General features: G+C 71.7%; 22 protein-coding genes and 1 pseudogene. 13 read left to right on the top strand and 10 right to left on the bottom strand.

Annotated features, from left to right (window positions below):
• Positions 1 to 18 precede the first annotated feature (18 nt).
• Positions 19 to 1005, bottom strand: a complete 987-nt coding sequence (locus ACFVHO_RS36250) for a LacI family DNA-binding transcriptional regulator (protein WP_385724517.1) — start codon at positions 1003 to 1005, stop codon at positions 19 to 21.
• A gap of 391 nt (positions 1006 to 1396) precedes the next feature.
• Between ACFVHO_RS36250 and ACFVHO_RS36245 the strand changes: the two genes are divergently transcribed.
• From ACFVHO_RS36245 to ACFVHO_RS36235, 3 genes are all read left to right on the top strand, one after another.
• Positions 1397 to 2368, top strand: coding sequence for an ROK family protein (locus ACFVHO_RS36245; protein ID WP_385724442.1), 972 nt, complete (start codon positions 1397 to 1399; stop codon positions 2366 to 2368).
• A gap of 92 nt (positions 2369 to 2460) precedes the next feature.
• The gene (locus ACFVHO_RS36240) at positions 2461 to 3243 is read left to right on the top strand and encodes a hypothetical protein (protein WP_385724439.1); all 783 of its coding nucleotides are present in this window, start codon (positions 2461 to 2463) and stop codon (positions 3241 to 3243) included.
• A 49-nt stretch (positions 3244 to 3292) separates the two neighbouring features.
• Positions 3293 to 3991 (top strand): GNAT family N-acetyltransferase, encoded by a 699-nt coding sequence (locus ACFVHO_RS36235; protein ID WP_385724436.1) that lies wholly within the window; start codon positions 3293 to 3295, stop codon positions 3989 to 3991.
• A 75-nt stretch (positions 3992 to 4066) separates the two neighbouring features.
• On the opposite strand, the gene ACFVHO_RS36230 is transcribed toward ACFVHO_RS36235, so the two are convergent.
• Positions 4067 to 6160 carry an NPCBM/NEW2 domain-containing protein gene (locus ACFVHO_RS36230; protein ID WP_385724434.1) on the bottom strand — a complete coding sequence of 698 codons (2094 nt, stop codon included), beginning with the start codon at positions 6158 to 6160 and terminating at the stop codon, positions 4067 to 4069.
• Between the two features lie 266 nt (positions 6161 to 6426).
• Here ACFVHO_RS36230 and ACFVHO_RS36225 point away from each other — a divergent pair, with 266 nt between their 5' ends.
• Genes ACFVHO_RS36225 through ACFVHO_RS36215 form a run of 3 tightly spaced genes read left to right on the top strand, consistent with a single transcriptional unit; the run spans position 6427 to position 9590 of the window.
• The gene (locus ACFVHO_RS36225; protein WP_385724432.1) at positions 6427 to 7686 is read left to right on the top strand and encodes an ABC transporter substrate-binding protein; all 1260 of its coding nucleotides are present in this window, start codon (positions 6427 to 6429) and stop codon (positions 7684 to 7686) included.
• Positions 7687 to 7746: 60 nt separating this feature from the next.
• On the top strand, positions 7747 to 8664 hold the full coding sequence (locus ACFVHO_RS36220; RefSeq protein ID WP_385724429.1) for a carbohydrate ABC transporter permease: 918 nt from the start codon (positions 7747 to 7749) through the stop codon (positions 8662 to 8664).
• The gene (locus ACFVHO_RS36215) at positions 8661 to 9590 is read left to right on the top strand and encodes a carbohydrate ABC transporter permease (protein ID WP_385724426.1); all 930 of its coding nucleotides are present in this window, start codon (positions 8661 to 8663) and stop codon (positions 9588 to 9590) included. The genes ACFVHO_RS36220 and ACFVHO_RS36215 overlap by 4 nt, the downstream gene beginning before the upstream one ends.
• 1 nt (position 9591) lies before the next feature.
• Here ACFVHO_RS36215 and ACFVHO_RS36210 read toward each other — a convergent pair whose 3' ends face one another.
• Entirely contained in the window at positions 9592 to 10269 is a 678-nt protein-coding gene (locus ACFVHO_RS36210; protein WP_385724423.1) for a response regulator, read from the bottom strand.
• Positions 10270 to 11448, bottom strand: coding sequence for a sensor histidine kinase (locus tag ACFVHO_RS36205; RefSeq protein ID WP_385724420.1), 1179 nt, complete (start codon positions 11446 to 11448; stop codon positions 10270 to 10272).
• A gap of 188 nt (positions 11449 to 11636) precedes the next feature.
• On the opposite strand from ACFVHO_RS36205, the gene ACFVHO_RS36200 reads away from it, so the two are divergent.
• A complete protein-coding gene (locus ACFVHO_RS36200; RefSeq protein WP_385724418.1) occupies positions 11637 to 12290 on the top strand; it encodes a hypothetical protein in 654 nt (217 codons plus the stop codon).
• A gap of 236 nt (positions 12291 to 12526) precedes the next feature.
• On the opposite strand, the gene ACFVHO_RS36195 is transcribed toward ACFVHO_RS36200, so the two are convergent.
• Both ACFVHO_RS36195 and ACFVHO_RS36190 read right to left on the bottom strand, forming a co-directional pair.
• The gene (locus tag ACFVHO_RS36195) at positions 12527 to 12643 is read right to left on the bottom strand and encodes a 50S ribosomal protein bL37 (protein ID WP_385724415.1); all 117 of its coding nucleotides are present in this window, start codon (positions 12641 to 12643) and stop codon (positions 12527 to 12529) included.
• Between the two features lie 125 nt (positions 12644 to 12768).
• Positions 12769 to 13158, bottom strand: a complete 390-nt coding sequence (locus tag ACFVHO_RS36190) for an STAS domain-containing protein (RefSeq protein WP_385724412.1) — start codon at positions 13156 to 13158, stop codon at positions 12769 to 12771.
• Between the two features lie 305 nt (positions 13159 to 13463).
• Between ACFVHO_RS36190 and ACFVHO_RS36185 the strand changes: the two genes are divergently transcribed.
• Positions 13464 to 14507, top strand: coding sequence for an NUDIX domain-containing protein (locus ACFVHO_RS36185; RefSeq protein ID WP_385724409.1), 1044 nt, complete (start codon positions 13464 to 13466; stop codon positions 14505 to 14507).
• Positions 14508 to 14535: 28 nt separating this feature from the next.
• On the opposite strand, the gene ACFVHO_RS36180 is transcribed toward ACFVHO_RS36185, so the two are convergent.
• The gene (locus ACFVHO_RS36180) at positions 14536 to 15531 is read right to left on the bottom strand and encodes an ArsR family transcriptional regulator (RefSeq protein WP_385724406.1); all 996 of its coding nucleotides are present in this window, start codon (positions 15529 to 15531) and stop codon (positions 14536 to 14538) included.
• Between the two features lie 182 nt (positions 15532 to 15713).
• Here ACFVHO_RS36180 and ACFVHO_RS36175 point away from each other — a divergent pair, with 182 nt between their 5' ends.
• Entirely contained in the window at positions 15714 to 16181 is a 468-nt protein-coding gene (locus tag ACFVHO_RS36175) for a peptidase inhibitor family I36 protein (RefSeq protein WP_385724403.1), read from the top strand.
• Positions 16166 to 17146, top strand: a complete 981-nt coding sequence (locus ACFVHO_RS36170) for a hypothetical protein (RefSeq protein ID WP_385724401.1) — start codon at positions 16166 to 16168, stop codon at positions 17144 to 17146. The genes ACFVHO_RS36175 and ACFVHO_RS36170 overlap by 16 nt, the downstream gene beginning before the upstream one ends.
• Before the next feature lie 51 nt (positions 17147 to 17197).
• Here the strand turns inward: ACFVHO_RS36170 and ACFVHO_RS36165 are convergent.
• A pseudogene (locus ACFVHO_RS36165) lies at positions 17198 to 17714 on the bottom strand (MBL fold metallo-hydrolase).
• 181 nt (positions 17715 to 17895) lie between these two features.
• Positions 17896 to 19251 carry a tannase/feruloyl esterase family alpha/beta hydrolase gene (locus tag ACFVHO_RS36160; protein ID WP_385724398.1) on the bottom strand — a complete coding sequence of 452 codons (1356 nt, stop codon included), beginning with the start codon at positions 19249 to 19251 and terminating at the stop codon, positions 17896 to 17898.
• A 373-nt stretch (positions 19252 to 19624) separates the two neighbouring features.
• On the opposite strand from ACFVHO_RS36160, the gene ACFVHO_RS36155 reads away from it, so the two are divergent.
• Together ACFVHO_RS36155 and ACFVHO_RS36150 are read left to right on the top strand one after the other, a co-directional pair.
• Positions 19625 to 20884, top strand: coding sequence for a sensor histidine kinase (locus ACFVHO_RS36155; protein WP_385724395.1), 1260 nt, complete (start codon positions 19625 to 19627; stop codon positions 20882 to 20884).
• Between the two features lie 86 nt (positions 20885 to 20970).
• On the top strand, positions 20971 to 21618 hold the full coding sequence (locus tag ACFVHO_RS36150; protein WP_385724392.1) for a response regulator: 648 nt from the start codon (positions 20971 to 20973) through the stop codon (positions 21616 to 21618).
• A 33-nt stretch (positions 21619 to 21651) separates the two neighbouring features.
• Here ACFVHO_RS36150 and ACFVHO_RS36145 read toward each other — a convergent pair whose 3' ends face one another.
• Complete coding sequence (locus ACFVHO_RS36145) at positions 21652 to 23007, bottom strand: dipeptidase (protein ID WP_385724390.1); 1356 nt, start codon at positions 23005 to 23007, stop codon at positions 21652 to 21654.
• Between the two features lie 132 nt (positions 23008 to 23139).
• Between ACFVHO_RS36145 and ACFVHO_RS36140 the strand changes: the two genes are divergently transcribed.
• Entirely contained in the window at positions 23140 to 24342 is a 1203-nt protein-coding gene (locus ACFVHO_RS36140; protein ID WP_385724387.1) for a geranylgeranyl reductase family protein, read from the top strand.
• Positions 24343 to 24522: the final 180 nt, after the last annotated feature.

The raw sequence follows: 24522 nt of genomic DNA, 5'->3' as shown, positions 1-24522 counted from the left end.
GACCCTGCGGGGCCGCCCTCAGTCGGCGGGCCGCAGCTCCCCCGACCCCCGCGTGATCAACCGCGTCGGCAGTTCGATGCGCTCCGGCGCGTCCGAGGCGCCGTCGAGCTGGCGGAACAGGCGCTCCGCCGCCGTGCGCCCCAGTTGGGCCGCGTCCTGGGCGACCACCGTCACGCCGGGGCTCAGCAGGTCGGCAAGCTCGATGTCGTCGAAGCCGACGAGGGCCACGGGGCGGTTCAGGCCCGCGAGGACACGGACGACCGTGACCGTCACCCGGTTGTTGCCCGCGAAGACGGCGGTGACGGGGGAGGGGCCCGAGAGCATCGACTCGGCCGCGTGCCGGACCCGCTCGGGGTCGGTGGGGCCGAGCGACACCCAGGACTCGTCGACGTCGATGTCCGCCTCCGCCATCGCCGCGCGGTATCCGCGCAGCCGCTCTATCGCGGTGTGGATCCGGGGCTGGTCACCGATGAAGCCGATCCGGCGATGACCGTGGGCGACCAGGTGCGCGACGCCGTCGCGCGCGCCCCCGAAGCTGTCGGAGAGCACCACGTCGGCGTCGATCCGCCCCGGCGGCCGGTCCACGAACACCGTGGCGACACCGGCGGCGATCTCCGGCTCCAGATAGCGGTGGTCGTCGCCCGCCGGAATGACCACGAGCCCGTCGACCCGGCGCGCGCAGAGCGCGAGCACCAACTCCTGCTCGCGGTCGGGGTCCTCGGCGCTCGAGCCGTTGATCAGCAGTGCCCCGTGCGCGCGGGCGACCTCCTCGACGGCCCGGCTGAGCGGCCCGTAGAACGGGTCGGCCAGGTCCTCGAGGACCAGGCCGATGCTCGCCGTACGGCCCTTGCGCAGCACCCGCGCGCTGTCGTTGCGCCGGAAGCCCAGCGCCTCGATGGCCTCCTGGACCCGGCGTTCGGTGTCGGGCGTGACACCGGGCTCGCCGTTCACGACGCGCGACACCGTCTTGAGGCCCACGCCCGCGCGCGCGGCGACGTCCTTCATGGTCGGCCGGTTGCCGTAACGGCTCCGGGGGTCCGCGGTGCCGTCCGAAGTGCTCCCGTCCGTACGGAGGCGGGAGACGGGGGTGCGGGCGGTCTCTGCCACGGTGCGCTGTCCTGTCTGTCGTCCACTGGTGCGGATCTCAGTCTGCGTAAGGTTGCTGCTTCACGTGCGGAAGTTCAGCTTTCCACCTCGGTACTTCGTGACGTCCACTATCCATTGAGGGCGGTACGACCCCGCCCACCGGGGTCTGCGCAGGGCAGCGCGCACTCGTTCGAATGCGTGTGCCCCGCATGTGGCGTCGAGCATAGGACCTGGACAACGTTGTCAGATGCACGAGAGACTATGCACCGCACTCTCCGGCCTGCCCTTTTCACCAGGAGATCTGACACTGATGCCCACGGACCTCGTCGCCGCACTCGACATCGGCGGCACCAAGATCGCCGGAGCCCTGGTGGACGGCCAGGGCCGGATCCTGCTGCGTGCCCAGCGGCCGACGCCCGCACGCGAGGACGGCGACACCGTGATGCGCGCGGTCGAAGAGGTGATCGGCGACCTGACGGCCGGTGAACCGTGGGGGCTCGTCCGCGCGGTCGGAATCGGCAGCGCGGGGCCCGTCGACGCGGGCGCGGGCACGGTCAGCCCGGTCAACGTCCCCGGCTGGCGCGGCTATCCCCTCGTCGAGCGGGTGCGCGCCGCCGCCGACGGCCGGCCCGTCGAGCTGGTCGGCGACGGCGTGGCGATGACGGCCGCCGAGCACTGGCAGGGCGCCGCCCGCGGCCACGACAACGCGCTGTGCATGGTGGTGTCCACCGGCGTCGGCGGCGGCCTGATCCTGGGCGGCTCCCTGCACCCCGGCCCCACCGGCAACGCGGGCCACATCGGTCACATCAGCGTGGACCTCGACGGCGACCCGTGCCCGTGCGGGGGCCGCGGCTGTGTCGAGCGGATCGCGAGCGGCCCGAACATCGCCCGGCGCGCCCTGGCGAACGGCTGGCTCCCCGGGCCCGACGGCGACACCTCCGCGGCCGCCGTGGCCCGCGCGGCCCGGGCGGGCGACCCGGTCGCCGTCGCCTCCTTCGAGCGCGCGGCGCAGGCCCTCGCGGCCGGCATCGCCGCCACGGCCACGCTCGTCGAGATCGACATCGCGGTGATCGGCGGGGGCGTGGCGATGGCCGGCGAGCTCCTGTTCGCACCGCTGCGCCGTGCCCTGCGGGAGTACGCCACGCTGTCCTTCGTCGGCGGCCTGACCGTGGCCCCTGCCCTGATGGGCACCGACGCGGGCCTCGTGGGGGCCGCCGCGGCCGCGCTGCGGGCCTTCCCCGACGCGACGGTCGGACAGCTGCGCCCGGTCGCCAATCGCTGAGTCCGGATCTCGTCGATGCCGTGTGAACGGCCAGCGGCGTGTGCCCAGTTGCGGCACGATGCTGCCAACGGGGGGAGCGTCAGGCGATCACGATGGCAGCGCAGAAGGATTCGAGTCGGAAAAGAGTCACAGCGCCTCGGGCGGCCGCCTGGACGGTTGGTGTCGCGCTCGTTGCTTTGCTGGTCACCTCATGTGCGGGTAAGTCGAGCAGGGGTGACGACCCGGAAAGCCAAGCTCTTTATGGTCAGGAGATCATCGAGAGCCGCAAGGAGATGTTCGAGGGCAAGATCAGCTACACGCGTGTACGGTCGGCGAAGCTCGGTCGAGCCTTTGAGTTCCATGCGGAAGTGGCAGGGTTCCGCGTCGCCGGACCGCGGGGTGAGGGAAAGGACTTGCAGCGCACGGGTGAGCTGCAAGTCGGCGCGCTCATGGGCGTCAAGCTGCACTGCAGCGGGGCGGGAGTCACCTGTACGGCACTCTCCTCCGAGCGGCAGAACGTGCTCACGCCTGATGACAAAGCGAAATGGCGGTGGATTGTGAAGCCGTCCGCAACGGGCACCATGGCTCTTGCCTTGACGGTCACGGCGTACCACCGCGACACGGACAACGTCCTCTTCGAGAAGCCGCCCTTCATGCAGAAAGCTCATGTCCGCGCAACGGCGGCGCACACGGCTCGGCGCGCCAAGGACGATGCGGTCGCGGTGCTGGCTTTCCTGGGCGCGGTGTTCGGTCTGGGCGTCGCCTGGGTGACGATCCACGAGTTCTGGCAGCGTCGCTCCGGCAGAAAGGCCGAAGCCGAGGCCGCGAAGAAGGCTCCGCCACGGAGGGTGAGGCACCGCGAAGGACCCCGCGTGCGTCGTCGCAACCGGACATGACCTTCGACCCCCGTGCCGCCGGAGGTTGCCGGGATGCGAGGATCAGGGAGTGACCAGTGATGCCGCCGTGCTCGACCATCCCGTGGCCCACTCGCTGCTCGGACAGCACGCGGAGCTGGCCCGACGGTGCGGGCAGGCGGCCACGTACCTGCCGGGTGTCGCGACCTTCTGCGCGGTGCCGGCCGAGCCCGACTCGACGGACTGGGCCGATCTGGCGCGATTGCTCGGCAGCGGCGGTTTCGCCGACATGTTCAGCAGCCCGGCGCTCCCGCCATCCGACTGGGAGCCGGTCTTCGAGTTGGAGGGGCGGCAGATGCTGTGGCCCGGCCACCGGCTCGATGCCGCACCTCCTGCCGCCGATGCCGGGATCCGGGAGCTGGGGCCGGAGGACGTGCCGCAGATGCTCGACCTCGTCGCGCGGGCCGCACCAGGGCCGTTCTGGCCCCGCACCTGTGAACTCGGCACCTATCTCGGGATCCGTGTGCAAGGACGCCTGGTGGCGATGGCGGGCGAGCGGCTGCGGCCTCCGGGCTGGACCGAGATAAGCGCCGTGTGCACGGCCCCCGAGGAACGCGGCCAGGGCCACGCCGCCCGCCTGGTGCTCGCGCTGGTAGAGCGCATCCTGTCCCGGGGTGAGCGGCCCTTCCTGCATGTGGCCGAGGCGAACACCGGTGCCATCGCCCTCTACGAGCGGCTCGGCTTCGAGAGCCGCAAGTCAGTGACCTTCCGCGGCTTCCGCACCCCGTGACGCGCTGTGCGGGCCCGGCCGAGTCGTTGAGACAGGGCCGGGCCCGGACGCGCTCGGGCCCGAGCGGGCGCGAACTCAGCAGCCCAGCACCGGCTCCGCCCAGTCCGCGTGGTCCGAGTCGATGCCGTCGCCGCCGTCCGTGACGACGAGGCGGATCACCTCGGCGCCGCGCACGTCGGCCGAGATCGGCTTGGCGGTGTCGGCGGTGGTGAGGACGCCGGTCGACGCGGCGAGTCTGCCGTCGGCCCAGATCTGGAAGGCGACGGTGCCCTTGTCCGGCTTCTCGTCGTCGACGCCGACCTGAGCGGTCAGCTTCTCGCAGGCTCCGCCCGCGTAGTACTCGACGCCGCTCTCCGCGTGCACGCCGAGCCCCTTGGCGTACACCTTGCCGCCGATGGTGAGCGGCTTGCCGTCGCCCGCCGCGCTCTCGCCGTTGCTGGTGTCCTTCTCGACGGGGCCCCAGCCGTTGGTGGTGGACAGCCAGGGGAGGCCGCTGAGCGCGGTGTCGCCCGCGGGCGGGGCCACCACGACCCGTGCTGTCAGCGGCAGTTCGAGCTGGACGCGGCCGCCGCCGGGGGCGCGGTGGCTCGCCTTCAGATCGAGGGCGTACGTGCCGGGCTTGGCGTCCCGGGGCGCTGTCACCTGCCAGGACGTGCCGAGGACCTCGCCCGTGCGGAGGGCGGACGCCCGGGTCGGGGAGGTCGACTTGAGGCGCCAGCCGGAGGGGCCGGTGAGGGAGACGCGGACGTCGCGCGCGTCGGTGCTGCCGCGGTTGGTGACCTTGGTGAGGACCTTCTCGGCCTCGCCCGCCTCCACCAGCGGGTCGGCGGCGGAGCCTAGGTCGACGGCGGGCGGCTTGTGCTGCCACTGGTCGTCGGCCGAGACCCGTACGAGAACCGTGCCGTGTGCGGGCACGGTCGCCGAGATGGTGCCCGCGACGTTGTAGCTCTCGTGCTTCCACAGGTCGCGCAGGGAGTAGCCGTCGGCGGCGGGCAGGCCCACGGCCTTCGCGGTCGTGGTGATGGTCTTCGGGCTGCCGGTCTCGTTGAACAGCGCGACGGCGCGGCTGCCGTCCTTCATCTCCTTGGCGACGACCCAGCGCCCACCGTCTGACGAGACGACGTGGCCCTGCTTGCCCAGCGGGTCCTGGTCGACGGCGATGACTTCCTTGTTGCCGAGGATGTCGAAGGTCTCGGGGGACACCTTGCGCAGGTCGGAGCCGATGAGCAGCGGCGCGGCCATGATCGACCACATGGAGAAGTGGCTGCGGTACTCGGTGGCCGTCATGCCGCCGTTGCCGACCTCCAGCATGTCGGGGTCGTTCCAGCGACCGGGCCCCGCGTGCTGCGCGAGCGGCAGGTTCCGCTTCATGATGGAGAGCATCGAGCCCCAGTTGTCGCTGATGTCGCCCGTGGTGCGCCACAGGTGACCGACGTCGGCGGCCCACTCCCAGGGCTTGTTCTCGCCCCATTCGCAGATGCTGTAGACGATCGGGCGGCCCGTCGTCTCCGACGCCGCCTTCAGGGCGTCCCGCATGGCGATGTAGCGCTTCTTGGCGTCCACGCCCTGGTTATTGCAGTTGTCATACTTGAGGTAGTCGACGCCCCAGTCGGCGAACTGCTGGGCGTCGCTGCGCTCGTGGCCGAGCGCCCCGGGGAAGCCCGCCGAGTTGCAGGTCTTCGTGCCCGCGCTGGTGTAGATGCCGAGCTTGAGCCCCTTGGAGTGGACGTAGTCGGCGACCGCCTTGATGCCGCCCGGGAACCGCTTGGGGTCGGGCACCAGCTTGCCGTTGGCGTCGCGCTCCGGCAGTGCCCAGCAGTCGTCGAGGTTGACGTACTCGTACCCCGCGTCCTTGAGGCCCTTCTCGACGAAGATGTCGGCGATCCCCTTGACCATCGACTCGTCGAAGTCGGCGCGGCAGTGCGTGGCGTTCCAGTTGTTGAAGCCCATCGGAGGGGTGAGCGCGAGGCCGCCCGGCAGCCGGGGGGTCTCGCTTTCCCGGGTCTGTGCCCGGGGCTGGGCGCCGTCCGCTCCGGGGGACCGGGCGGTGTCCGCCCCCCGGGTGTCGCCGGCGACGGCGGGCGCCGCGAGCCCGGCCGCGCAGAGCAGCGCCGCGGCGAGCGACCCGACCACTCTTCGGGGGGTGGTGCGGCTGGAAAGGTGACGCATCGTGACGTTCCTCCGTACTCGCGGAAGATGGGATGTCTTCGTGTACGTGTCACTCGTGCGCGCTTACGGTAGGGCGTGTTGAACTCTGTTGGAAGAGGAGCGGTAACGGTTCGGGCCGTCCCTGCCAAAACCCTTGACGGCGGGGACTGGTGGGAGTGAGATCCAATCCTCGCGTTCGGTTGTGTTCGGTTGCACCCCGAGGAGGGGACATGACGCAGTCATCGTTCACCGGTCCACCGACCCCGCGTGGTGGGGCTGGACATCCGATGTCCCGGCGGAATCTCCTGCGCGGTGCGGCCGTGGGCGCCGGAGCGGTCACGCTCCCCGCGCTGCTCACCGCCTGTGGCGACGGGCCCGGCGGCAACAAGAACGAAGTGACGGTGGGCTCCAACGCCTCGGACGCCGTGCCGAAGAAGGCGTTCGCCGGGGCCTTCGACGCGTACGAGAAGCAGAGCGACAAGAAGGTCAAGGTCAACACCACAGAGCACAACGAATTCCAGCAGAACATCACGCGCTACCTGCAGGGTTCACCGGACAACGTCTTCATGTGGTTCGCCGGTTACCGCATGCAGTACTTCGCCGAAAAGGGCCTGCTCATCGACATCAGTGATGTCTGGAAGGAATTCAAGGGCTTCTCGCCCGCGCTGAAGGAACAGTCGACCCACGAGGGCAAGCAGTACTTCGTGCCGTACTACTACTACCCGTGGGCCGTCTTCCACCGGAAGAGCCTCTTCGAGAAGCGTGGATACGAACAGGCGGAGAACTGGGACCAGTTCATCGCGCTGGCCAAGAAGATGCGCAAGGACGGCACCCCGGTCGCCTTCTGCGACAAGGACGGCTGGCCAGCCATGGGCACCTTCGACTACATCAACATGCGCCTGAACGGATACGACTTCCACAAGAGCCTGATGGCGGGCGAGGAGGCGTGGACCGACCAGAAGGTGAAGAAGGTCTTCGACCTCTGGCGCGAACTCATGCCGTACTACCAGAAGGGCGCGCTCGGCCGGACCTGGGAGGAGGCCGGACAAGGCCTCCAGCAGCGCAGGACCGGCATGGCCGTCTTCGGCATGCCGCACCCCGGCAGCCAGTTCCCTGCGAGCGAGCGCGACGACATCGACTTCTTCGCGTTCCCCGAGATCGACCCGCGGTTCGGCCGGGACGCGGTGGAGGCGCCCATCGACGGATTCCTCATCGCCAAGAAGTCCAGGAACGTGGAAGGCGCCAAGGACCTGCTCGCCTGGCTCGGCACCGCCGAGGCCGAGGACGTCTATCTCAAGGGCGACCCCAACAACGTCGCGGTCAACGACGGCGCCGACACCGCGAAATACTCCCCGCTGCAGAAGAAGTCCGCCGAACTCGTCTCCAAGGCCAAGCACATCTCGCAGTTCCTCGACCGCGACACCCGCCCCGATTTCGCACAGACCGTGATGATCAAGGCGCTGCAGGACTTCATCGACAACCCGAAGGACGTCGACGGGCTCGTCAACAGCATCGAACGGCAGAAGAAGGACATCTTCTCCACGTGAGCCGCACCGTGAGCGGCTTCGTCCGTGGATTCGTGAGCTGATTCGAGAGGACCGCACTCCGTGCCGCAGAAAACCGCGCGGCGCGCCGGTCGGCGGGCGACGACACGGCGCTTCACACGCCGTGACATCGCCGTGCTCGGCGTGCTCCTTGGCATCCCCGTGCTCCTGGACATCGTCATCGTCTGGGGCCCGGCCCTGGCCTCCGTCGGCCTGTCCTTCACGTCCTGGGACGGCATCGGCGACATCCACTGGGTGGGCGGCGACAACTACGAGAACCTGGTCCAGGACTATCCCGCGTTCTGGCCCGCCGTCCGCCACAACCTGCTGTGGATCGCCTTCCTCGGCCTGGTCGCGACGCCGTTCGGACTCTTCCTCGCCGTCCTCATCGACCGCGGCGTCCGCTTCAGCCGCTTCTACCAGTCCGTGCTCTACATGCCCGTCGTGCTGTCCCTCGCCGTCGTCGGCTTCATGGCGCAACTGCTCCTCGGCACCGACCAGGGCGTCGTCAACACGATCCTGGACAACCGGAACGACCCGGTCGACTGGCTCGGCGACTCCAGCAAGAACCTGTGGATGATGATGCTGGCCGCGAGCTGGCGACACACCGGCTACGTCATGATCCTCTACCTGGCCGGACTGAAATCCGTCGACCCCGCCCTCAAGGAGGCGGCGGCCATCGACGGCGCGAACGAACGCCAGACCTTCTTCCGCGTCACCCTGCCGACGCTGCGGCCCGTGAACGTCATCGTCGGCGTCATCACCGTCATCGAGGCACTGCGCGCCTTCGACATCGTCTACGCGGTGAACAAGGGCCGCAACGGACTCGAACTGCTCTCGGTGCTCATCACCGACAACATCATCGGCGAGGCGAGCCGCATCGGATTCGGCTCGGCCATCGCGGTCGTCCTGCTCGCGGTGTCCCTGGGATTCATCGTGACGTTCCTGGTCCAGGAGCTGAGAGGAGCGCGCGAGAAATGACAGCGGACATCCGTGCCACGGCCCGCCCCACCGAACCCGCCCCACCCGCACGCGAGTCGGACCCCCGCCGAACTCCCCGCCGCGGCCGCTTCGGCGTGCACATCTTCCTGTCCGCGGTGTCCCTGGTGTTCCTGGCTCCGCTGCTGCTCGCCGTCTACGCGAGCCTGCGCCCGTACGAGGAGACGGCGCAGCACGGCTACTTCTCGTTCCCGAAGAAGCTGTCCTTCGACTACTACCGCGAGGCCTACACCGAATCCGGTATGGGCAAGTACTTCATGAACACACTGATCATCGCCGTGCCCGCGGTGATCATCACGCTCTTCCTCGCCGCGTTCGTCGCGTTCGCCGTCGCCCGCATCAACATCCGCGGCAGCCTCGCCCTGCTGATGTTCTTCACCGCGGGCAACCTGCTGCCGCCACAGGTCCTGGTGACCCCGCTCTACGTGCTGTTCCTGAAGATCGACCTGCCCTGGTGGATGTCCGACTCGATGACCCTCTACGACTCGTACTGGGCCGTCATCCTCGTCAACATCGGCTTCCAGGTGGGCTTCTGCGTCTTCGTCCTGGCCAATTTCATGCGCACCCTGCCCAAGGAGATCCTGGAGGCGGCGATCGTCGACGGCGCCGGGGTGTGGACCCAGTTCTGGCGCATCACCCTGCCCCTGTGCCGCCCCGCGATCGCGGCCCTCGCCACGCTCGAGTTCACCTGGATCTACAACGACTTCCTCTGGGCCCTGATCTTCATCTCGAACCCCGACAAACTCCCCATCACCTCGTCGCTGAACAACCTGCGCGGGCAGTTCTTCACCGACTACAACCTGCTGGCGGCGGGTTCGGTCCTGGTGGCCCTGCCGACGATCCTCGTCTTCCTGCTGCTGCAGCGGCACTTCATCGCGGGGCTGACGCTGGGGTCGAGCAAGGGCTGAGTCACTTCTCCGCGTCGCGGACCAGGAGTGCGATCTGGACCCGGTTCTCGACCGCCAGCTTGGCGAACAGGTTGCTCGTGTGGGCCTTGACGGTCGCGACGCTGATGCGCAGCCGTCGGGCGATCTCCGGGTTGCCCAGGCCGTCCGCGATGGCGCGGGCGGTCTCGCGTTCCCGTTCGGTCAGGGTGGACAGCTGTTTCCGTGCGGCTTCGCGGGACGGGTCGCGGGCGTGCGCGGACTGCGGTCCTGTGGCTGCGGCGATCACTCGCGCCGTGGCCGCGGGGGAGAGGACGGGGTTGCCGCCCGCGACGGTCCGCACCGCGTCGAGGATCTGCGGTGGATGGGTGTCCTTGAGCACGAACCCGAGTGCTCCGGCGCGCAGCGCGCCGAGCACCAGATCGTCGGAGTCGAAGGTGGTCAGCATGAGCACCCGCGGCGCGGGCCGCCGGGTGAGGAGTTCCCGGGTCGCGCTGAGACCGTCACGGCCGGGCATGCGCACGTCCATCAGGACGACGTCCGGCTGGTGTTCGTCCACCGCGGTGAGCGCGGCGTTCCCGTCGGCCGCCTCCGCGACGACGGTCAGGTCCGGTTCGCCGTCGATGATGAGCCGCAGTGCCATGCGTACGAGCTGTTCGTCGTCGACGATGACGACACGCACCTTCGCCTGTTCGGTGTCCACTCATGTTCTCTTTTCGAGCACGGGGTTCGGCCAGGGCAGGGCGGCTGTGAGGAGGTAGCCGTTGCCGGGTGTGGGGCGGTGGTCGAGCTCGCCGCCGACGAGGTCGACCCGCTCGTTGAGGCCGAGCAGCCCGAATCCCGACGTCGGTGGGTGCGGTGTCGCGTAGGCGGCCGGGGAGTTGTGGACGCTGACGGTGAGCCGGTCGCCCGCTGCTCCCTCGAGGGCGACGCGCACGCGTGCGCCCGGGGCGTGCTTGGCGGCGTTGGTCAGTCCCTCTTGGACGATGCGGTAGCAGGTGCGTGCGGCGACGTCTGACGGCCTTCCCGTCACCGTGGTGCTGAGCGTGACGTCGAGGCCGGAGGCGCGTGCGTCCTGGATCAGGGCCGGGATGTGGCCGAGGTCGGGTTGCGGTGGTTCCGGGCGGCCGGGTTCCGCGCGGAGCACGCCGAGGACGTCCCGCAGTTCCTCCAGGGCGTGGTGGGAGCCCTCGACGATGCCGCGGACCAGCACGCGGTTCTCCTCGGCGGTGAGGTCGCCGCGGTGGTCGAGGACTCCGGCCTGCAGGGCGACCAGGGAGATCCGGTGCGCGAGCACGTCGTGCATCTCGCGGGCGATCCGGTTGCGCTCCAGGGCCCGCGCCTGCGCCGCTCGTGCGGTCTGCTCCCGTTCCGCGCTCTCAGCCCGCTCCCGCAGGGACCGCACCTCGACTCGCCGTGCGCCGACGGCCATGCCCATGGCCACCGCGATGCCCGCGGCCAGTACCGGGAACACGAGCTCGACCCACGTCGTGCCGGGTGCGCCCTGCGTGGGGTAGGGCGAGGGGAACTGTGACGCGGCCACGTAGACCAGCACGACGCCCCCGATCTCCATCGGACGGCGACGGGTGGCGACCGAGCCGAGGGCAAGGAGCGCGGTGCCGCCGGCGAGCGCCGACGCGGTGGAGGCGAGCGCGACGGTCATGGCGACGGCACGCGGGAACCGGCGCCGCCACAGCAGTGCGGTCAGGCAGCCGAGAGCCACCAGCGGATCACCGAGGAGGAACCAGGAACCCGTCCCGTCCGCCTCCCGGTGCAGCAGCACCCCCACGGTCAGCCAGGCCGGCAGGCCCACGGCCGCGGCCGCGGCCAGCCGCGAGGTCTGCTGCCACCATCCGAGCGGTGGCGCGGCGTCCGTGTTCACGCGGTCATTATCGCGAGGCCGTGCGATCACCGCGTCAGACCTGAGGCCGGTATGCCCTTCGACCGGAGTCGAATGACCGCCTCGTCCTTGGTCGAGGACGGTTCGGGCCGACGGGTCGATGTGCCGGCCGTGCCCGTGGGAGAAGGTCGTTCCCCTGGTACGGGAACGGTCGCGACGGGAGCGGAGTCATGATCAAGGAGTGGCGGCAGCGCCGGGCGGCCCGGAGGGTCAAGCCCGGGGACGGGCGGCCGCTGAAGCCCTTCCGCTGGTGGCAGCTGCTGTCCCGCGCGCTCTTCTACCTTCGGCTGACGCACGACGACGGTCGGCAGGTCGTCTACGCCATCGACGTCAAGCACGGGCGGACCGATGAGTCCGGCGCCGTCAACGCCCACCTGTACGTCGACGGCAGGCAGCACGCGCGGTCCCGACTCCCCGCCGCCTTCCCCGTCCACGGCGGCACCGTCGAAGTGAGGACGAGCGCCTTCGGGCTCAAGCGCTGCCACTACGTCACCGCCGAGGGAACCGAGCACCGACTCGTCCCGGACCGCGACTCCGCCGAAGGGCGCCGTGCGTACGTCGACCGCGCGCACCCCGCCCTGAGCCGCTGGATCGGTCACTTCTCGTCGATCGTGCTCGTCGTCGCACTGCTCCTGCTCATCGCCCAGTTGGTCGAGCAGCTCACCAGGCCTGAGGAGATCGCCCGGCACGTCGGGGCCTTCACCTCGCCCGTGGACCTGTCGGCACGGGGCAACGTCCTGGTGGGGCTGGGTGCCGCGGCGGCCAGCACGGAGCGGGCGCTGCGGCTGCGCTACCACTGGCTGCTCGACGGCGGGTCGGGATGACCGCGTCCCTGGCGAGTTCCCGGTCGGCTCGCGCCGAATCCCGTCCCGGCCGCGACGGACGGCGGCCGGACCTCGACGTGCCGTGCGGTCCTTACGGCAGTTGTCGGGCGGCGGGCCGTCCCGGTGCCTCGGGCGGAGTACCGGTCATGGCTGTGCACGGATACGCCGGTGTCCCGATTCCGCCCCTGTACGGGGACCAGAAACCCGGCGCGGCCGTACCCGCGGCGGCCCGGCTGTCAGGACTGCGGCCGCTTGCCGTGGTTGGCCGCGTGCTTGCGGCGGGCCTTCTTCTTGCGGCGTCGCTTCGAGGACATGGCCGCGCTCCTCTCGGGGTGGAATGGCGCCGATTGCACTGCTTTTCGGCGATTTCCACCTTTCCATACCGTTGCGGGGCTCGCGATTCCGCCCGGTGCTTCGCGGGAGCGACGCGGCCGTGCGGGCCCCGGGAGTGTGGTCCGGGACCCGCTGCCGTCTCCGGTCAAGGGTCGAGGCGGGGCTGCGCCAGCGCCTCCCGTACCGAGGCGACCGGTGACAGCGTCGCCTTGAGACCGGTGATGCCCATGACGCGCAGAGTCATGGGGTCGGCGCACACCACCCGCAGCGCGGCGCCGCGGGCGGTGAGGCGGCGGTGGGCCCGCATGAGCAGGGAGAGGCCGGAGCAGTCGAGGAACGTGGCACGCGTCAGATCGACCACGACGACCCGGGCCGGGCCCGCCGTCACCGGGTCGAGGTGGGGGAGCGTGCGCTGGAACCCCACGAGGTCCATGTCGCCGTACAGTTCCACGACCGTGGCGCCGTCGACCTCGTACACCCGGGGTGGTAAGTCCGGGTTCTCGCACGTGAATTCGCTCAGCTTGTCCTGATGCACTAGTCCCCCCAGGGCGAGCCCCGGCCAGTGCGCGCGGCCGGGGGCGGCTGCTGTGCAGCAACCGGAACGAGGAGGTCACCAGGGGCCAGGGTGCCTGGCGGATCACGCTATCGGGCAGGGCCGCGAGAGGGAGTGCGGGAACGATTCATGGGAGAGCACTGCCACTCGATAGGGGGAAGTTACTGCGAGGCTCTTGACAGGGCGGCTTGGTGGTTCGTACGAGAACGGCCACCCTCATCAGGCGCTGGTTTCCGTGGCAGTGTGTTGCGGGCAAGCCACTGGGGGCCAACAGAAGAGGGGGAACCGTGATCGTCTGGATCAACGGCGCGTTCGGTGCGGGCAAGACCAGCGCCGCACGGGAACTGATCGAGCTGATCCCGAACAGCACACTCTTCGACCCTGAGGTCATCGGCGGCGCGCTGCCGCAGCTCCTTCCGGCCAAGCACCTCGCCGAGGTGAGCGACTTCCAGGACCTGCCGATCTGGCGGCGCCTGGTGGTGGACACGGCCGCCGGGCTGCTCGCCGAGGTCGGCGGCGTACTGGTGGTACCGATGACACTGCTGCGCCAGGAGTACCGCGATGAGATATTCGGCGGCCTCGCCGCCCGCCGCATACCCGTGCGCCACGTCCTGCTCGCTCCGGACGAAACGATCCTGCGTGCACGCATCGCCGGACGCGAGGTCTCCCCGGACGTGCCCGACGCCGAACTGCGCGTCCGCCAGTGGTCGTTCGACCACATCGAGCCCTACTTCGCCGCGCTGTCCGCCTGGCTCGGCGCGGACGCCCACCGCGTCGACAACAGCGCCCTGACACCGTCCGAGACGGCCGAGCACATCGCCGAGGCCGTGCGCACCGGGGCCGCCGCCGTCTGCGACATCGTGCAGACGCCCGAGCCCACCGCCGAGACCCTCGCCGCCGGCGTGCTGCTCTTCGACGAGCGCGACCGGGTGCTCCTGGTGGATCCGACGTACAAGGCGGGCTGGGAGTTCCCCGGCGGTGTGGTGGAGCCGGGGGAGGCACCCGCGCAGGCCGGTGTCCGTGAGGTCGCCGAGGAGACCGGCATCCGCCTCACCGGCACGCCGCGCCTCCTCGTCGCCGACTGGGAGCCGCCCGCGCCGCCCGGCTACGGCGGCATGCGCTTCCTCTTCGACGGCGGCCGCCTCGACAGCGCCGAGGCGCGCCGACTGCTGCTGCCGGGACCGGAACTGCGCGACTGGCGCTTCGCCACCGAGGACGAGGCCGCCCGGATGCTCCCGCCCGTGCGCTACGCGCGCCTGCGCTGGGCGCTGCGGGCGCGCGAGCGGGGCGCGACGCTGTACCTGGAGGCCGGGGAGCCGGTGGGCGGCTGAGCCCGGGGCCTGGCACCGGGCGGTCGCGTCAGGCGGGCAGCAGCGGCTGCCGGCCGTTCAGGAGGGCCGCGCCGAGCGCGGTGACCGCGTGCAGCGTGGTGTTGCGGTAGCGGCGGCTGGAGACGAGCGCGGCCTGGCGCAGCGCGGTGAGGTGGCGGCTGGCGTTGGACGGCGTCAGGCCGGTGTGCTGGGCCAGTTCCGTGGTGGTGAACGTGCCGTCGGCCGCGGCTTCCAGGAGCACGGCGCGGGCACGGCCGAGCAGTGCGGTCAGGGCCGGGTGGCCGGCGGGGGCGTGGCCGGGACGCTCCCAGCCCGGACGGTGTTCGATCGGGTAGACCAGGACGGGCTCCAGGGTGGGGTCGAACAGGGCCGTGGGGTTGTAACGGCAGAAGAAGGACGGCAGGAGCAGCAGGCCACGGCCCGCCAGGTGGAGGTCCTGCTCGACGGGGAAGTCGAGGGTGAGGACCGGGTAGTCCCAGCGCGCGGACGGGTGCAGCGCGCCGAGGACCGCGCCCCACCCGCCGTGCGCGAGGGCCCGGGTGCGCAGTGCGACGTCGTGGCGCACCTCGTCGTGGATGACGCGCCAGTACGGCTGGAGCCCGACGTCGAAGCAGGCCTGGGCGGTGTCGGCGATGCGGCCGAGCACGGGGGCCGAGCCCGCGGCCAGGGCGGCCGTCCAGGAGGGCAGCCTGCGGCCGGGGTTGAGGCGGCTGAAGGTCAGGAGGTCGGCGCGCAGTGTCTGCCGGGGCAGGGCGCGCAGGGCCTCCGTCTGTTCGCACAGCCCCGCGCCGGTGCGGGGCGTGAGGAAGTCGCACGTGTAGCCGCGGGCCGGGGAGAGCGCCGAGAGCAGCCGGACGTCGGCCGGGAGCGCCGGGGCCACCCGGCGCCGCCAGGAGCCGAAGAGCACCGAGGCGTCGCGGCGCTGGAGCCGGTGCAGGCTGATGTTCAACTCCCACAGTGGATCGGGGCCGTCGGCGAATCGCGTACGAGCCAGATCGTCCGAGGTGAAATGAATCCGCAGCATTCCGGTTCCCCCGTTTCCGTTGCCTCGAACAACTTCCCGTGGTTCGCGGTGCGGTCGGATATCCACGTACCAGGGAATGTGCGTCCAGCCGCACATTCGTAGCAGTCGGGCCGGTTAATGCATCAGTCTCTTTTCGGCACGAAGAAAGGGAGTTCCATCCATCGTCGGTTGAAGGGGAAAACATGCGTAGGACTTGGGGAGTGGCGGCGGCCTCCGCGACGCTGGTGCTCGGTGGACTCGCGGCGGCTCCGGCTTCGGCGGGAGAGAGCGGCGGAAGCGGCGCGAGTGGCTCGCGGGGTGAGAGCGGTGCACAGGTGCGACCCTCGTGCCCCAGCACGTACACGTGTTTCTGGGTGAACATCAACTACGGCGGCGAGGACGGCAAGGTCGCCGGAAACAACGAGGACTTCAGGGACTTCCGGCAGAGTCAGTGCCGGGGCGGCACCTGGAACGACTGCATCAGCTCGTACGCCAACGCGGGGCGGCAGTGCACCGTCTACTTCTGGACGGGCTTCAACTACACCGGCAGGTACCACAGCCTGGGCAGGAACGACGCGGTGCCGAACTTCGCCGCCGCGCCGCCGGTCGGCTACAGCGACCCGGCGTTCAACGACACCATCAGCTCCAACCACTGGTGTTCGCCGAGGTGACGCGCAGGCCGCCACGGGTCGTGTGCCTCACGGTGGCCGTGCTGGCCGGTCTGTCGGGCTGCTCCGCGGCGCCCGGCGGGCCGGCCGGTCCCCGGTCGACGGCGCCCGCGTCAGCCGGGGGGCTGAGCGCGGACGCCGTCGACATGGTCACCCGGTCCGGGAGCTGGCCCGCGGTCCAGCAGACCCTGGACACGGCCCTGAACCAGCTCACCCACACCTGCATGCGGCGCGCGGGCTTCGCGTACCCGGCGGCCAAGGCGGCCCGGCCGACCTCGCTCGACGACGCGAAGGCGCTGGTCGACCTGCCCTCGCGGCGCCGCCACGGGTACGGCATCGCGTCCCCGCCACCGTCGTCGGGGCCGCCGCCCGCGCCGTACTACACCGAACTCGACGCGGACCGGCGCCGCCGCTTCGACCTGGCCTTCTCCGGTCCGCCCGACGCGCGGACGGAGGTCGCTACGGGCACGGGAACGGTCGACGTGGGACAGCGTGGCTGTGACGCCAGGGCGCGCGCCGCACTGGCCGGGGACGTCGTCAGTTGGGCGCGCATGTACTACACGCCGCAGGCGCTCAACGGCCGTCTGGACGCGGCCGTCCCCCGGCAGGCCGGGTACGTGGCCGCACTGGCCCGCTGGCGCTCCTGCATGGCGGAACGCGGTCACCCGTACCCGTCTCCCGAAGCGGCCCGCAAGAAGTTGAGCGATGAATATGAGAAACGTGATCGGAGGGCGTCCGCACAGAATTTGGAATTCCGCGCACTCGAACGTGGCGTCGCCGCAGATGACGGTGAATGCGCCTTGGCAAGTCGGCTTTCTTCGTCGGCCATTGAGGCGCGACGCAAGCTCGTGCATTCGCTTCCGGAGAAGGATCGCGCGGTTATCACTGAGCTGGCGCGCATTCAGGCGGCGGCGTTCAAACGGGCCGAAGTGGTCTTGGCCGACAAGGCGCGGCGCGCGGCCCCTTAGAACGCCGCCGGTGCACCGCCGGACCCCGTCTGGACACCGTCGAAGGGGATCTCAGGAGTTCCCGTACCGCTCCGCAGCGGCCCGCAGCACCGCCGAAGCGTCCCGCTCCACCGGATCGCCGTGCCCGAAGCACGCCACGTCCGCCTCCAGCGCGGCGAGCCGGTGGAAGGACGCGACGGCCTGCCCCCGGTCCTGGTTGCCGACGCCGAGCAGCACGCCGTGCTCGGGCGCGGCGGCGATGGCGTCGCCCGTGAACAGCACGCCGTGCTGCGGGAGATGTACGCCGATCCTCGAAGATCGGCACCTCCCAGTCCTCCAGGGCGGGCGCCGGACCCGGCACCTCACCGCGCACCATCGGCGCGTCCAGGTGGTGCGCGTACACCGTCGCCCCGGTGAGCCCGGCGAACTCGCCCGCGCCGCCCGCGTGGTCGCCGTGGAAGTGCGTGAGCACGACGCGGCGTATGTCGCCGGGGCGAAGCCCGATTCCGGAGATGGCGTCCGCGAGGGCCGCGCCGCCGCCGGGCGGGCCCGCGTCGACGAGGGTCAGCTCCTCGTCGTCCCGCCACAGTTAGGCCTGGCCGACGGGGAAGCGGAAGACGTGGAGGCGGGGCCGGAGCTCGATGATCTCGATGGCGTTCATGCGGCGACCGTACGGAGGCGGTCGCCGCTGACGGGAGATCACTTCGCCCTGGGCGTAGGCGTTCCGCCCAGGGCAAAGCGCCGCCCGTCGGTTCCCGGGAACCGGCTGGTCAGAGCGTGCAGGACTGCACCGGGTCGCCGTCCGGGCGGGGCACCGTGCGGCTGCGTGGCGGGGCCGTGCCGTCCTCCGCCCAGGCCGTCAGCGCGTCGAAGGCGTCGCGTGCGCAGGGGAGTATGGGGCGCACGAGGCGCGGGTGCGCGCCGTACAGCCCGTCGGTGTGGTTGCCGCCGGTGATCCGGTAGTAGCGGTGCTTGTCACCGCGGTGTGCCTTCTCCACGAGCCGTGCGTACCGGTCGGAGCCGGGGCCGATGGGGACCTGGGCGTCGAGCGTGCCGTGCACGGTGATCAGGGGGCGCTGGACGCGGCCGGTCAGGGACAGGCGGGCCACGGTGTCGTGCACCGCGCGCGGACGGGCCGCGTAGTCGTAGTCGGTGTCGCAGCCCTTGCCCGTGCCCTCGCGGCAGAACGGCGTACCGGCCTCGGTCGCGCCGTCGTAGCCGGGGTCGACCTCCTCGCGGATGAGGCGCTGGAGGGTGTCCCACTGCATGCGGTAGTGCGTCTCCCACAGCGGCTCGGACTCCGGCGGATAGCCCGCGGCGCGCAGTGCCTCGCGCGCGCCGGGCTCGCCCGCGAGGAGCCGCGGGTAGGCGCGCAGCGCGGGCGGCAGCGTCGCCAGGAGGTTCGGTGCGTCGCGGGTCAGGAGCACGCCCTCCCAGTCGAGGCCGCCGTCGTACAGCCACGGCACGTTCTCCAGCTGCCAGCGGACCAGATAGCCGCCCATGGACATGCCCGCCGCGTACGTGTGCCGGGGCGCGCGGCCGTAGTGCCGGGCCGCGACGCGCTTGGCGGCGACGGTGAGCTGGGTGAGGCGCCGGTGCCATTCGGCGATGGCGTCACCGGGGCGCTTGCCGTCCCGGTACAGCGCGGGGCCCGTGTTGCCCTTGTCGGTCGCCGCGAAGGCGTAGCCCCGCGCGAGGACGTGGTCGGCGATGGTGCGGTCGTTGGCGTACTGCTCGCGGACGCCGGGCGGTCCCGCCACGACCAGGCCGCCGTTCCAGCGCTCCGGCAGCCGGATCACGAACTGGCTGTCGTGGTCCCAGCCGTGCGTGCTGTTCGTGGTGGAGGAGTCGGGGAAGTAGCCGTCGAGCTGGACGCCGGGCACGCCGCTCGGGTTACGGGTCCCCGGGGCCTCCAGGCCCGCCCAGTCCGCGGGGTCGGTGTGGCCGGAGGCGACGGTGCCCGCCGTGGTGAGGTCGCGGAGGCAGGCGGCGACGGTGCGTTCGGCGCCGGGGACGCGGAGCCGGTCGCCGGGGCAGGGCGCGGGGTCGGGGGCGGCCGTGGCGGTCGGGGTGAGGGTGGTCAGCAGCAACGCGGCTGCCACCGCCGAGAAGTGACGGAACGTCATGCGTGGAGCTCCTTCGGTCGTCGGTCCCGCGCTCGGCCGGAGCCGCCCCTGCTCGACGGGGAGTCGGCGCCCGGTGTGGAGCGGGGCAGGGCGACCGTAGGGAGAGGCCGGGGACGGCCATAAGTGCCGTCCGGCCAGGGCGGCGGCCACGCCTGCGGGCGGGTGCCGAGGGTCCGTTGGCCGTACGGCACATGCCGAACGGCCAGACCCGGCCGGACCGCCCCCCGAAGCCTCGTTCCGGTCGAGTCGCCCCAAGTACCGTGTCCGCCAGACAGGTTCGGAGGCGCGCCGCGAGGGTCGGCGGGCGTGCGATGTGGACGGGGAGGCGGGTCATGCCGGTTGGAAGGCGCGTCGTGCGGGCGGGGAGGCACGGATGACGGCCACGGCGCACCCCTTGGACGTGCCCCGAGCGCGCGCGGCGGAGGACCGGCCGCCCCGCCCCGTCCCCTGGGTCTCCTCCGTGCTCTACGCCGCCGTGCTGTTCGCGGGCGTGTACTACGACATCGTCGGGGACGACCCCCAACACCCCGTGCGCACCGCGGGGTTCGTCATCGGCGTGGCCGCCCTCTTCGCCCTGGACGCGGCCGAGGCGCGCTGGTGCCGTGCGGGCGGGCGGCGCGGTGCCGTCGCGGCGGCCGTCCTCGTCCTGCGCGTCGGGCTCTTCTTCGCCGTGGCCGCCTGCGACGGCGCGGGCCTGTCCCGGGTGCTGTTCGTCCTGGTGCCGTTCACCGCATACTTCGCGTTCGGGCGCCGCGCGAGCCTCGTGCTCGGCGCGGGCTGTGCGGGCGCGCTGCTCGGCTGGTACGCGCTCGCGGTCGACGGCTGGTACGCGGACGCCGAGGCGATCTCCGACCTGCTGATGTTCGGGCTCGGCCTGGTGCTCGCCGTGTCGATGGCGGCCGTCGCGACGGGCGAGCAGGAGGCGCGGCGGAGCCTGGAGTCGACCGTGCGTGAACTCCGGGCGTCCCACGGCCAGTTGCGGGAGTACGCGGCACGGGTCGCCGAACTCTCGACGGCCCAGGAACGCAACCGCCTCGCCCGCGACATCCACGACAGCCTCGGCCACCATCTCATCGCCATCGCCGTGCAGTTGGAGAAGGCCGACACCTTCCGCGCCCGCGACGCGGCGGCGGCCGACCGTGCCGTCGCCGACGCCCGCTGGTCGGCGGCCCGCGCGCTCGACGAGGTGCGCCGGTCGGTCCGCGCCCTGCGCGAGGAGGCCGACCCGTTCTCCCTGTCGGCCGCGCTCGCCGACCTCGTACGCCACACCGGCACCGACCGGCCGCGCGTGACCCTCGCCATCGCCGGAGCGGAGACCGGGTACGACGCGGACCCGCTGACCGCGCTCTACCGCGCCGCCCAGGAAGCCCTGACGAACGCCCGCCGCCACGCCGACGCCCGGCACGTCACCGTGTCCCTGGAGTACGGCGCAGCCGCCGCCCGCCTCACCGTGGCCGACGACGGGCGCGGCCTGCCCGGCCCCGGAGCGACGGGCGGGGCGCCGGGCGTCGGCCTGCTCGGCCTGCGCGAACGGCTCCAACTCCTCGGTGGCGCACTGCACATCGAGAGCGAGGCGGGGGAGGGGACGACGCTGACGGTGACGGTGCCGCGTACATCGGGCGGCGGACCGTGACCTCGGAAACCCCACGGAGCCCGGAGACTTCAGGGAGCCCAGAGACGCCAGGGACGCCGGAAGCCCCAGGCGTCCCCGCTGCCGTCGTGCGCGTCCTCGTGGTCGACGATCAAGAGCTGGTCCGCGAAGGCATCGCCTCCCTGCTCGGCATCCAGCCCGGCATTCGCGTCGTCGGTACGGCCGCCGACGGAGCCGAAGCCGTCGACGCGGCGCTCGCCCTGGCGCCCGAGGTGGTCCTCATGGACGTCCGCATGCCGGGCATGGACGGCGTCGAGGCGGTGACGGTGCTCGGCAGCCGGGCGCCCGGCTGCAAGGTGGTCATGCTGACGACGTTCGACGACGAGGAGTACGTCGTCCAGGCGCTGCGCGCCGGTGCCGTCGGCTACCTCCTGAAGAACCTGCCCGCGGCCGAACTGGCCGCCGCCGTACGGCTCGCACACCGGGGCGTGGCCCAGCTCGACCCCGCGGTCACCCGGCGCCTGGCCGCCGCGCCCTCGCCGCCACCCGTCCCGGCCGCGCCGCCCTCACCTCCGCAGGGCGAGGCCGAACCGACCGCCCGGGAGGTGGAGATCCTGCGGCTCGTCGCGACCGGAGCGACCAACCGCGAGATCGCCTCCCGGCTCTACCTCAGCGAGGGCACCGTGAAGAACCACATCTCGCGCATCCTCACCCGCCTCGGCCTGCGCGGACGCGCCCAGGCGGCGCTGTACGCACGGGACCGCGGGCTGTTGTAGCGCGAAGCGCCGACCAGGGCCGGGGCCGGTGCGTCAGCTCGTCGCGTACCGCTGGAGGAACAGCGCCTCCGCGACCGACATCCGCTCCAGTTCCTGCGGGGACACGCTCTCGTTGACCGCGTGGATCTGGGCCTCCGGCTCGTTCAGGCCGATCAGCAGGATCTCCGCCTCCGGGTACAGCGCGGCCAGCGTGTTGCACAGCGGGATGGAGCCGCCCATGCCGGCGGCCTGCATCTTCTCGCCGTCGTAGGCCTCGCTGAGCGCCCCGGCCATCGCCTCGTAGGCGGGGCTCGTGGTGTCCGCGCGGAACGCCTGGCCCTGGCCGATCTGCTCGGTGCGCACGCGGGCGCCCCACGGCGTGCGGGACTCCAGATGGGCGCGCAGCAGCTTCGTCGCCTCGGCGGCGTCCACGCCCGGCGGCACCCGCAGGCTGATCAGCGCCCGCGCGGAGGCCTGCACGGACGGCGTCGCGCCGACCACCGGCGGGCAGTCGATGCCGAGGACCGTGACGGCCGGGCGGGCCCAGATGCGGTCGGCGACCGAACCGTCGCCGATGAGGCCGACGCCGTCGAGGACCTTGGCGTCCTTGCGGAAGTCCGCCTCGCCGTACTGCAGGCCCTCCCACACACCGCCGCCGTCCAGGCCGTCGACCGTCGTCGAGCCGTCCTCGGCGCGCAGCGAGTCGAGGACGCGCACCAGCGCCCCCAGGGCGTCCGGCGCCGCGCCGCCGAACTGGCCGGAGTGCAGATTGCCCTCCAGGGTGTCGATCTGGACGCGGACGAGGGTCATGCCGCGCAGCGTCGCGGTCACCGTCGGCAGGCCGACGCGGAAGTTCCCCGCGTCGCCGACGACGATCGTGTCCGCGCGCAGCAGCTCCGGGTGCTCCTCCGCGTACCGTTCGAGGCCGCCCGTGCCCTGCTCCTCCGAGCCCTCCGCGATGACCTTCACGTGCACCGGGACGCCGCCGTTCGCCTTGAGGGCGCGCAGCGCGAGCAGGTGCATCACGATGCCGCCCTTGCAGTCGGCGCTGCCGCGGCCGAACCAGCGGCCGTCGCGCTCCGTCAGCTCGAACGGGGGCGTGGCCCACCCGGCCTCGTCGAGCGGCGGCTGCACGTCGTAGTGCGCGTACAGCAGGACCGTCGGGGCGCCCTCGGGGCCGGGCAGGAAGCCGTACACCGACTGGGTGCCGTCCGGGGTGTCGAGCAGCGCGACGTCCTGGAAGCCCTCGGTGCGCAGCGCGTCGGCGACCCAGTTCGCGGCGGCCTCGCTCTCGCTCCGCGGATACTGCTCGAAGTCCGCCACCGACTTGAACGCCACCAGTTCGGTGAGTTCCGCCTTCGCCTTCGGCATGAGGGAGGCGACGGTCTCGGCGATCGGATGCGGCGACATGGGCACGCTCCTCGTGGGTGCGACGTTGTGCGGGGTGTACGTGATCCTCCCACAGGAGGATCGCGGAAGCGTGCGCCGTAGGATGCCTCAAGAGAGCGCGGCCAAGAGCGGGATCGGGAGCGGAAGACCAACGTGAGCAGCGAGAACTCAGCGGACGACGCGCGGCAGGTCTGGGACGTCGTCGTGGTCGGCGCCGGACCCGCGGGCGCCTCGGCGGCGTACGCGGCAGCCGTCGCCGGACGCAGCGTACTGATCCTCGAGAAGGCCGAACTGCCGCGGTACAAGACGTGCGGCGGCGGCATCATCGGCCCTTCGCGCGACGCGTTGCCGCCGGGATTCGAGCTGCCCTTCCAGGACCGCGTGCACGCCGTGACGTTCTCCCTGGACGGCAAGTTCGCCCGCACCCGCCGCTCACGGAGCATGCTGTTCGGGCTGATCAACCGCCCGGAGTTCGACCAGCAGCTGGTCGAGCACGCACAGAAGGCGGGCGCCGAGCTGCGCACGGGCGCCACGGTGAGCCGGGTCGAGCAGCACGGACCCGCGGTGCCCGACCGGCGCACGGTCGCCGTCGTCCTCCAGGGCGGCGAGACCGTCCTGGCCCGCGCCGTCGTCGGCGCGGACGGCAGCGCCAGCCGCATAGGGGCGCACGTCGGCGTGAAGCTCGACCAGGTGGACCTCGGCCTGGAGGCGGAGATCCCGGTGCCCGAGACCGTCGCGGAGGACTGGGCGGGCCGCGTCCTCATCGACTGGGGACCGATGCCCGGGAGCTACGGCTGGGTGTTCCCCAAGGGCGACACCCTCACCGTCGGCGTGATCTCCGCGCGCGGCGAAGGCGCCGCCACGAAGCGGTACTTGGAGGACTTCATCGCCCGCCTCGGCCTCGCGGGCTTCGAGCCGAGCCTGTCCTCCGGCCACCTCACGCGCTGCCGCAGCGACGACTCGCCGCTCTCGCGCGGGCGCGTCCTGGTCTGCGGCGACGCGGCGGGCCTCCTTGAGCCGTGGACCCGCGAGGGCATCTCGTTCGCGCTGCGCTCCGGGCGGCTCGCGGGGGAGTGGGCCGTGCGCATCTCGGAGGCCCACGACGCGGTGGACGCCCGCCGTCAGGCCCTGAACTACGCGTTCGCCATCAAGGCGGGCCTCGGCGTCGAGATGAGCGTCGGCCGCCGCATGCTCAACGTCTTCGAGCGCCGCCCCGGCCTGCTGCACACGGCCCTCACGGGCTTCCGCCCGGCGTGGAACGCGTTCGCGAAGATCACCCGCGGCTCGATGACGCTGGCCGAGCTGGTGCGGACGCATCCGCTGGCGGGGCGGGCACTGAGCCGGCTGGACCGGTAGGCCGACCGGGGCCGCCGGCTCCCGCACCCCGCCTCGTACCGCAGGGCGTACTCCCCCTCGTACTCCAGCGGGAGTACGCCTGATCGCCACGCCTGGCGGACGCCCTTCGCCGATGCCCCGGTCTAGCGTGACTGCCATGGAACAGCGGCATCAACGTGACGGCGGTGGCCCGCCCGGGGC

Origin of the sequence: Streptomyces sp. NPDC127108 (genome assembly GCF_042677545.1) — a bacterium.
In the GTDB taxonomy this organism is placed as follows: domain Bacteria; phylum Actinomycetota; class Actinomycetes; order Streptomycetales; family Streptomycetaceae; genus Streptomyces.
This window is presented reverse-complemented; position numbering and strand designations above follow the sequence as displayed.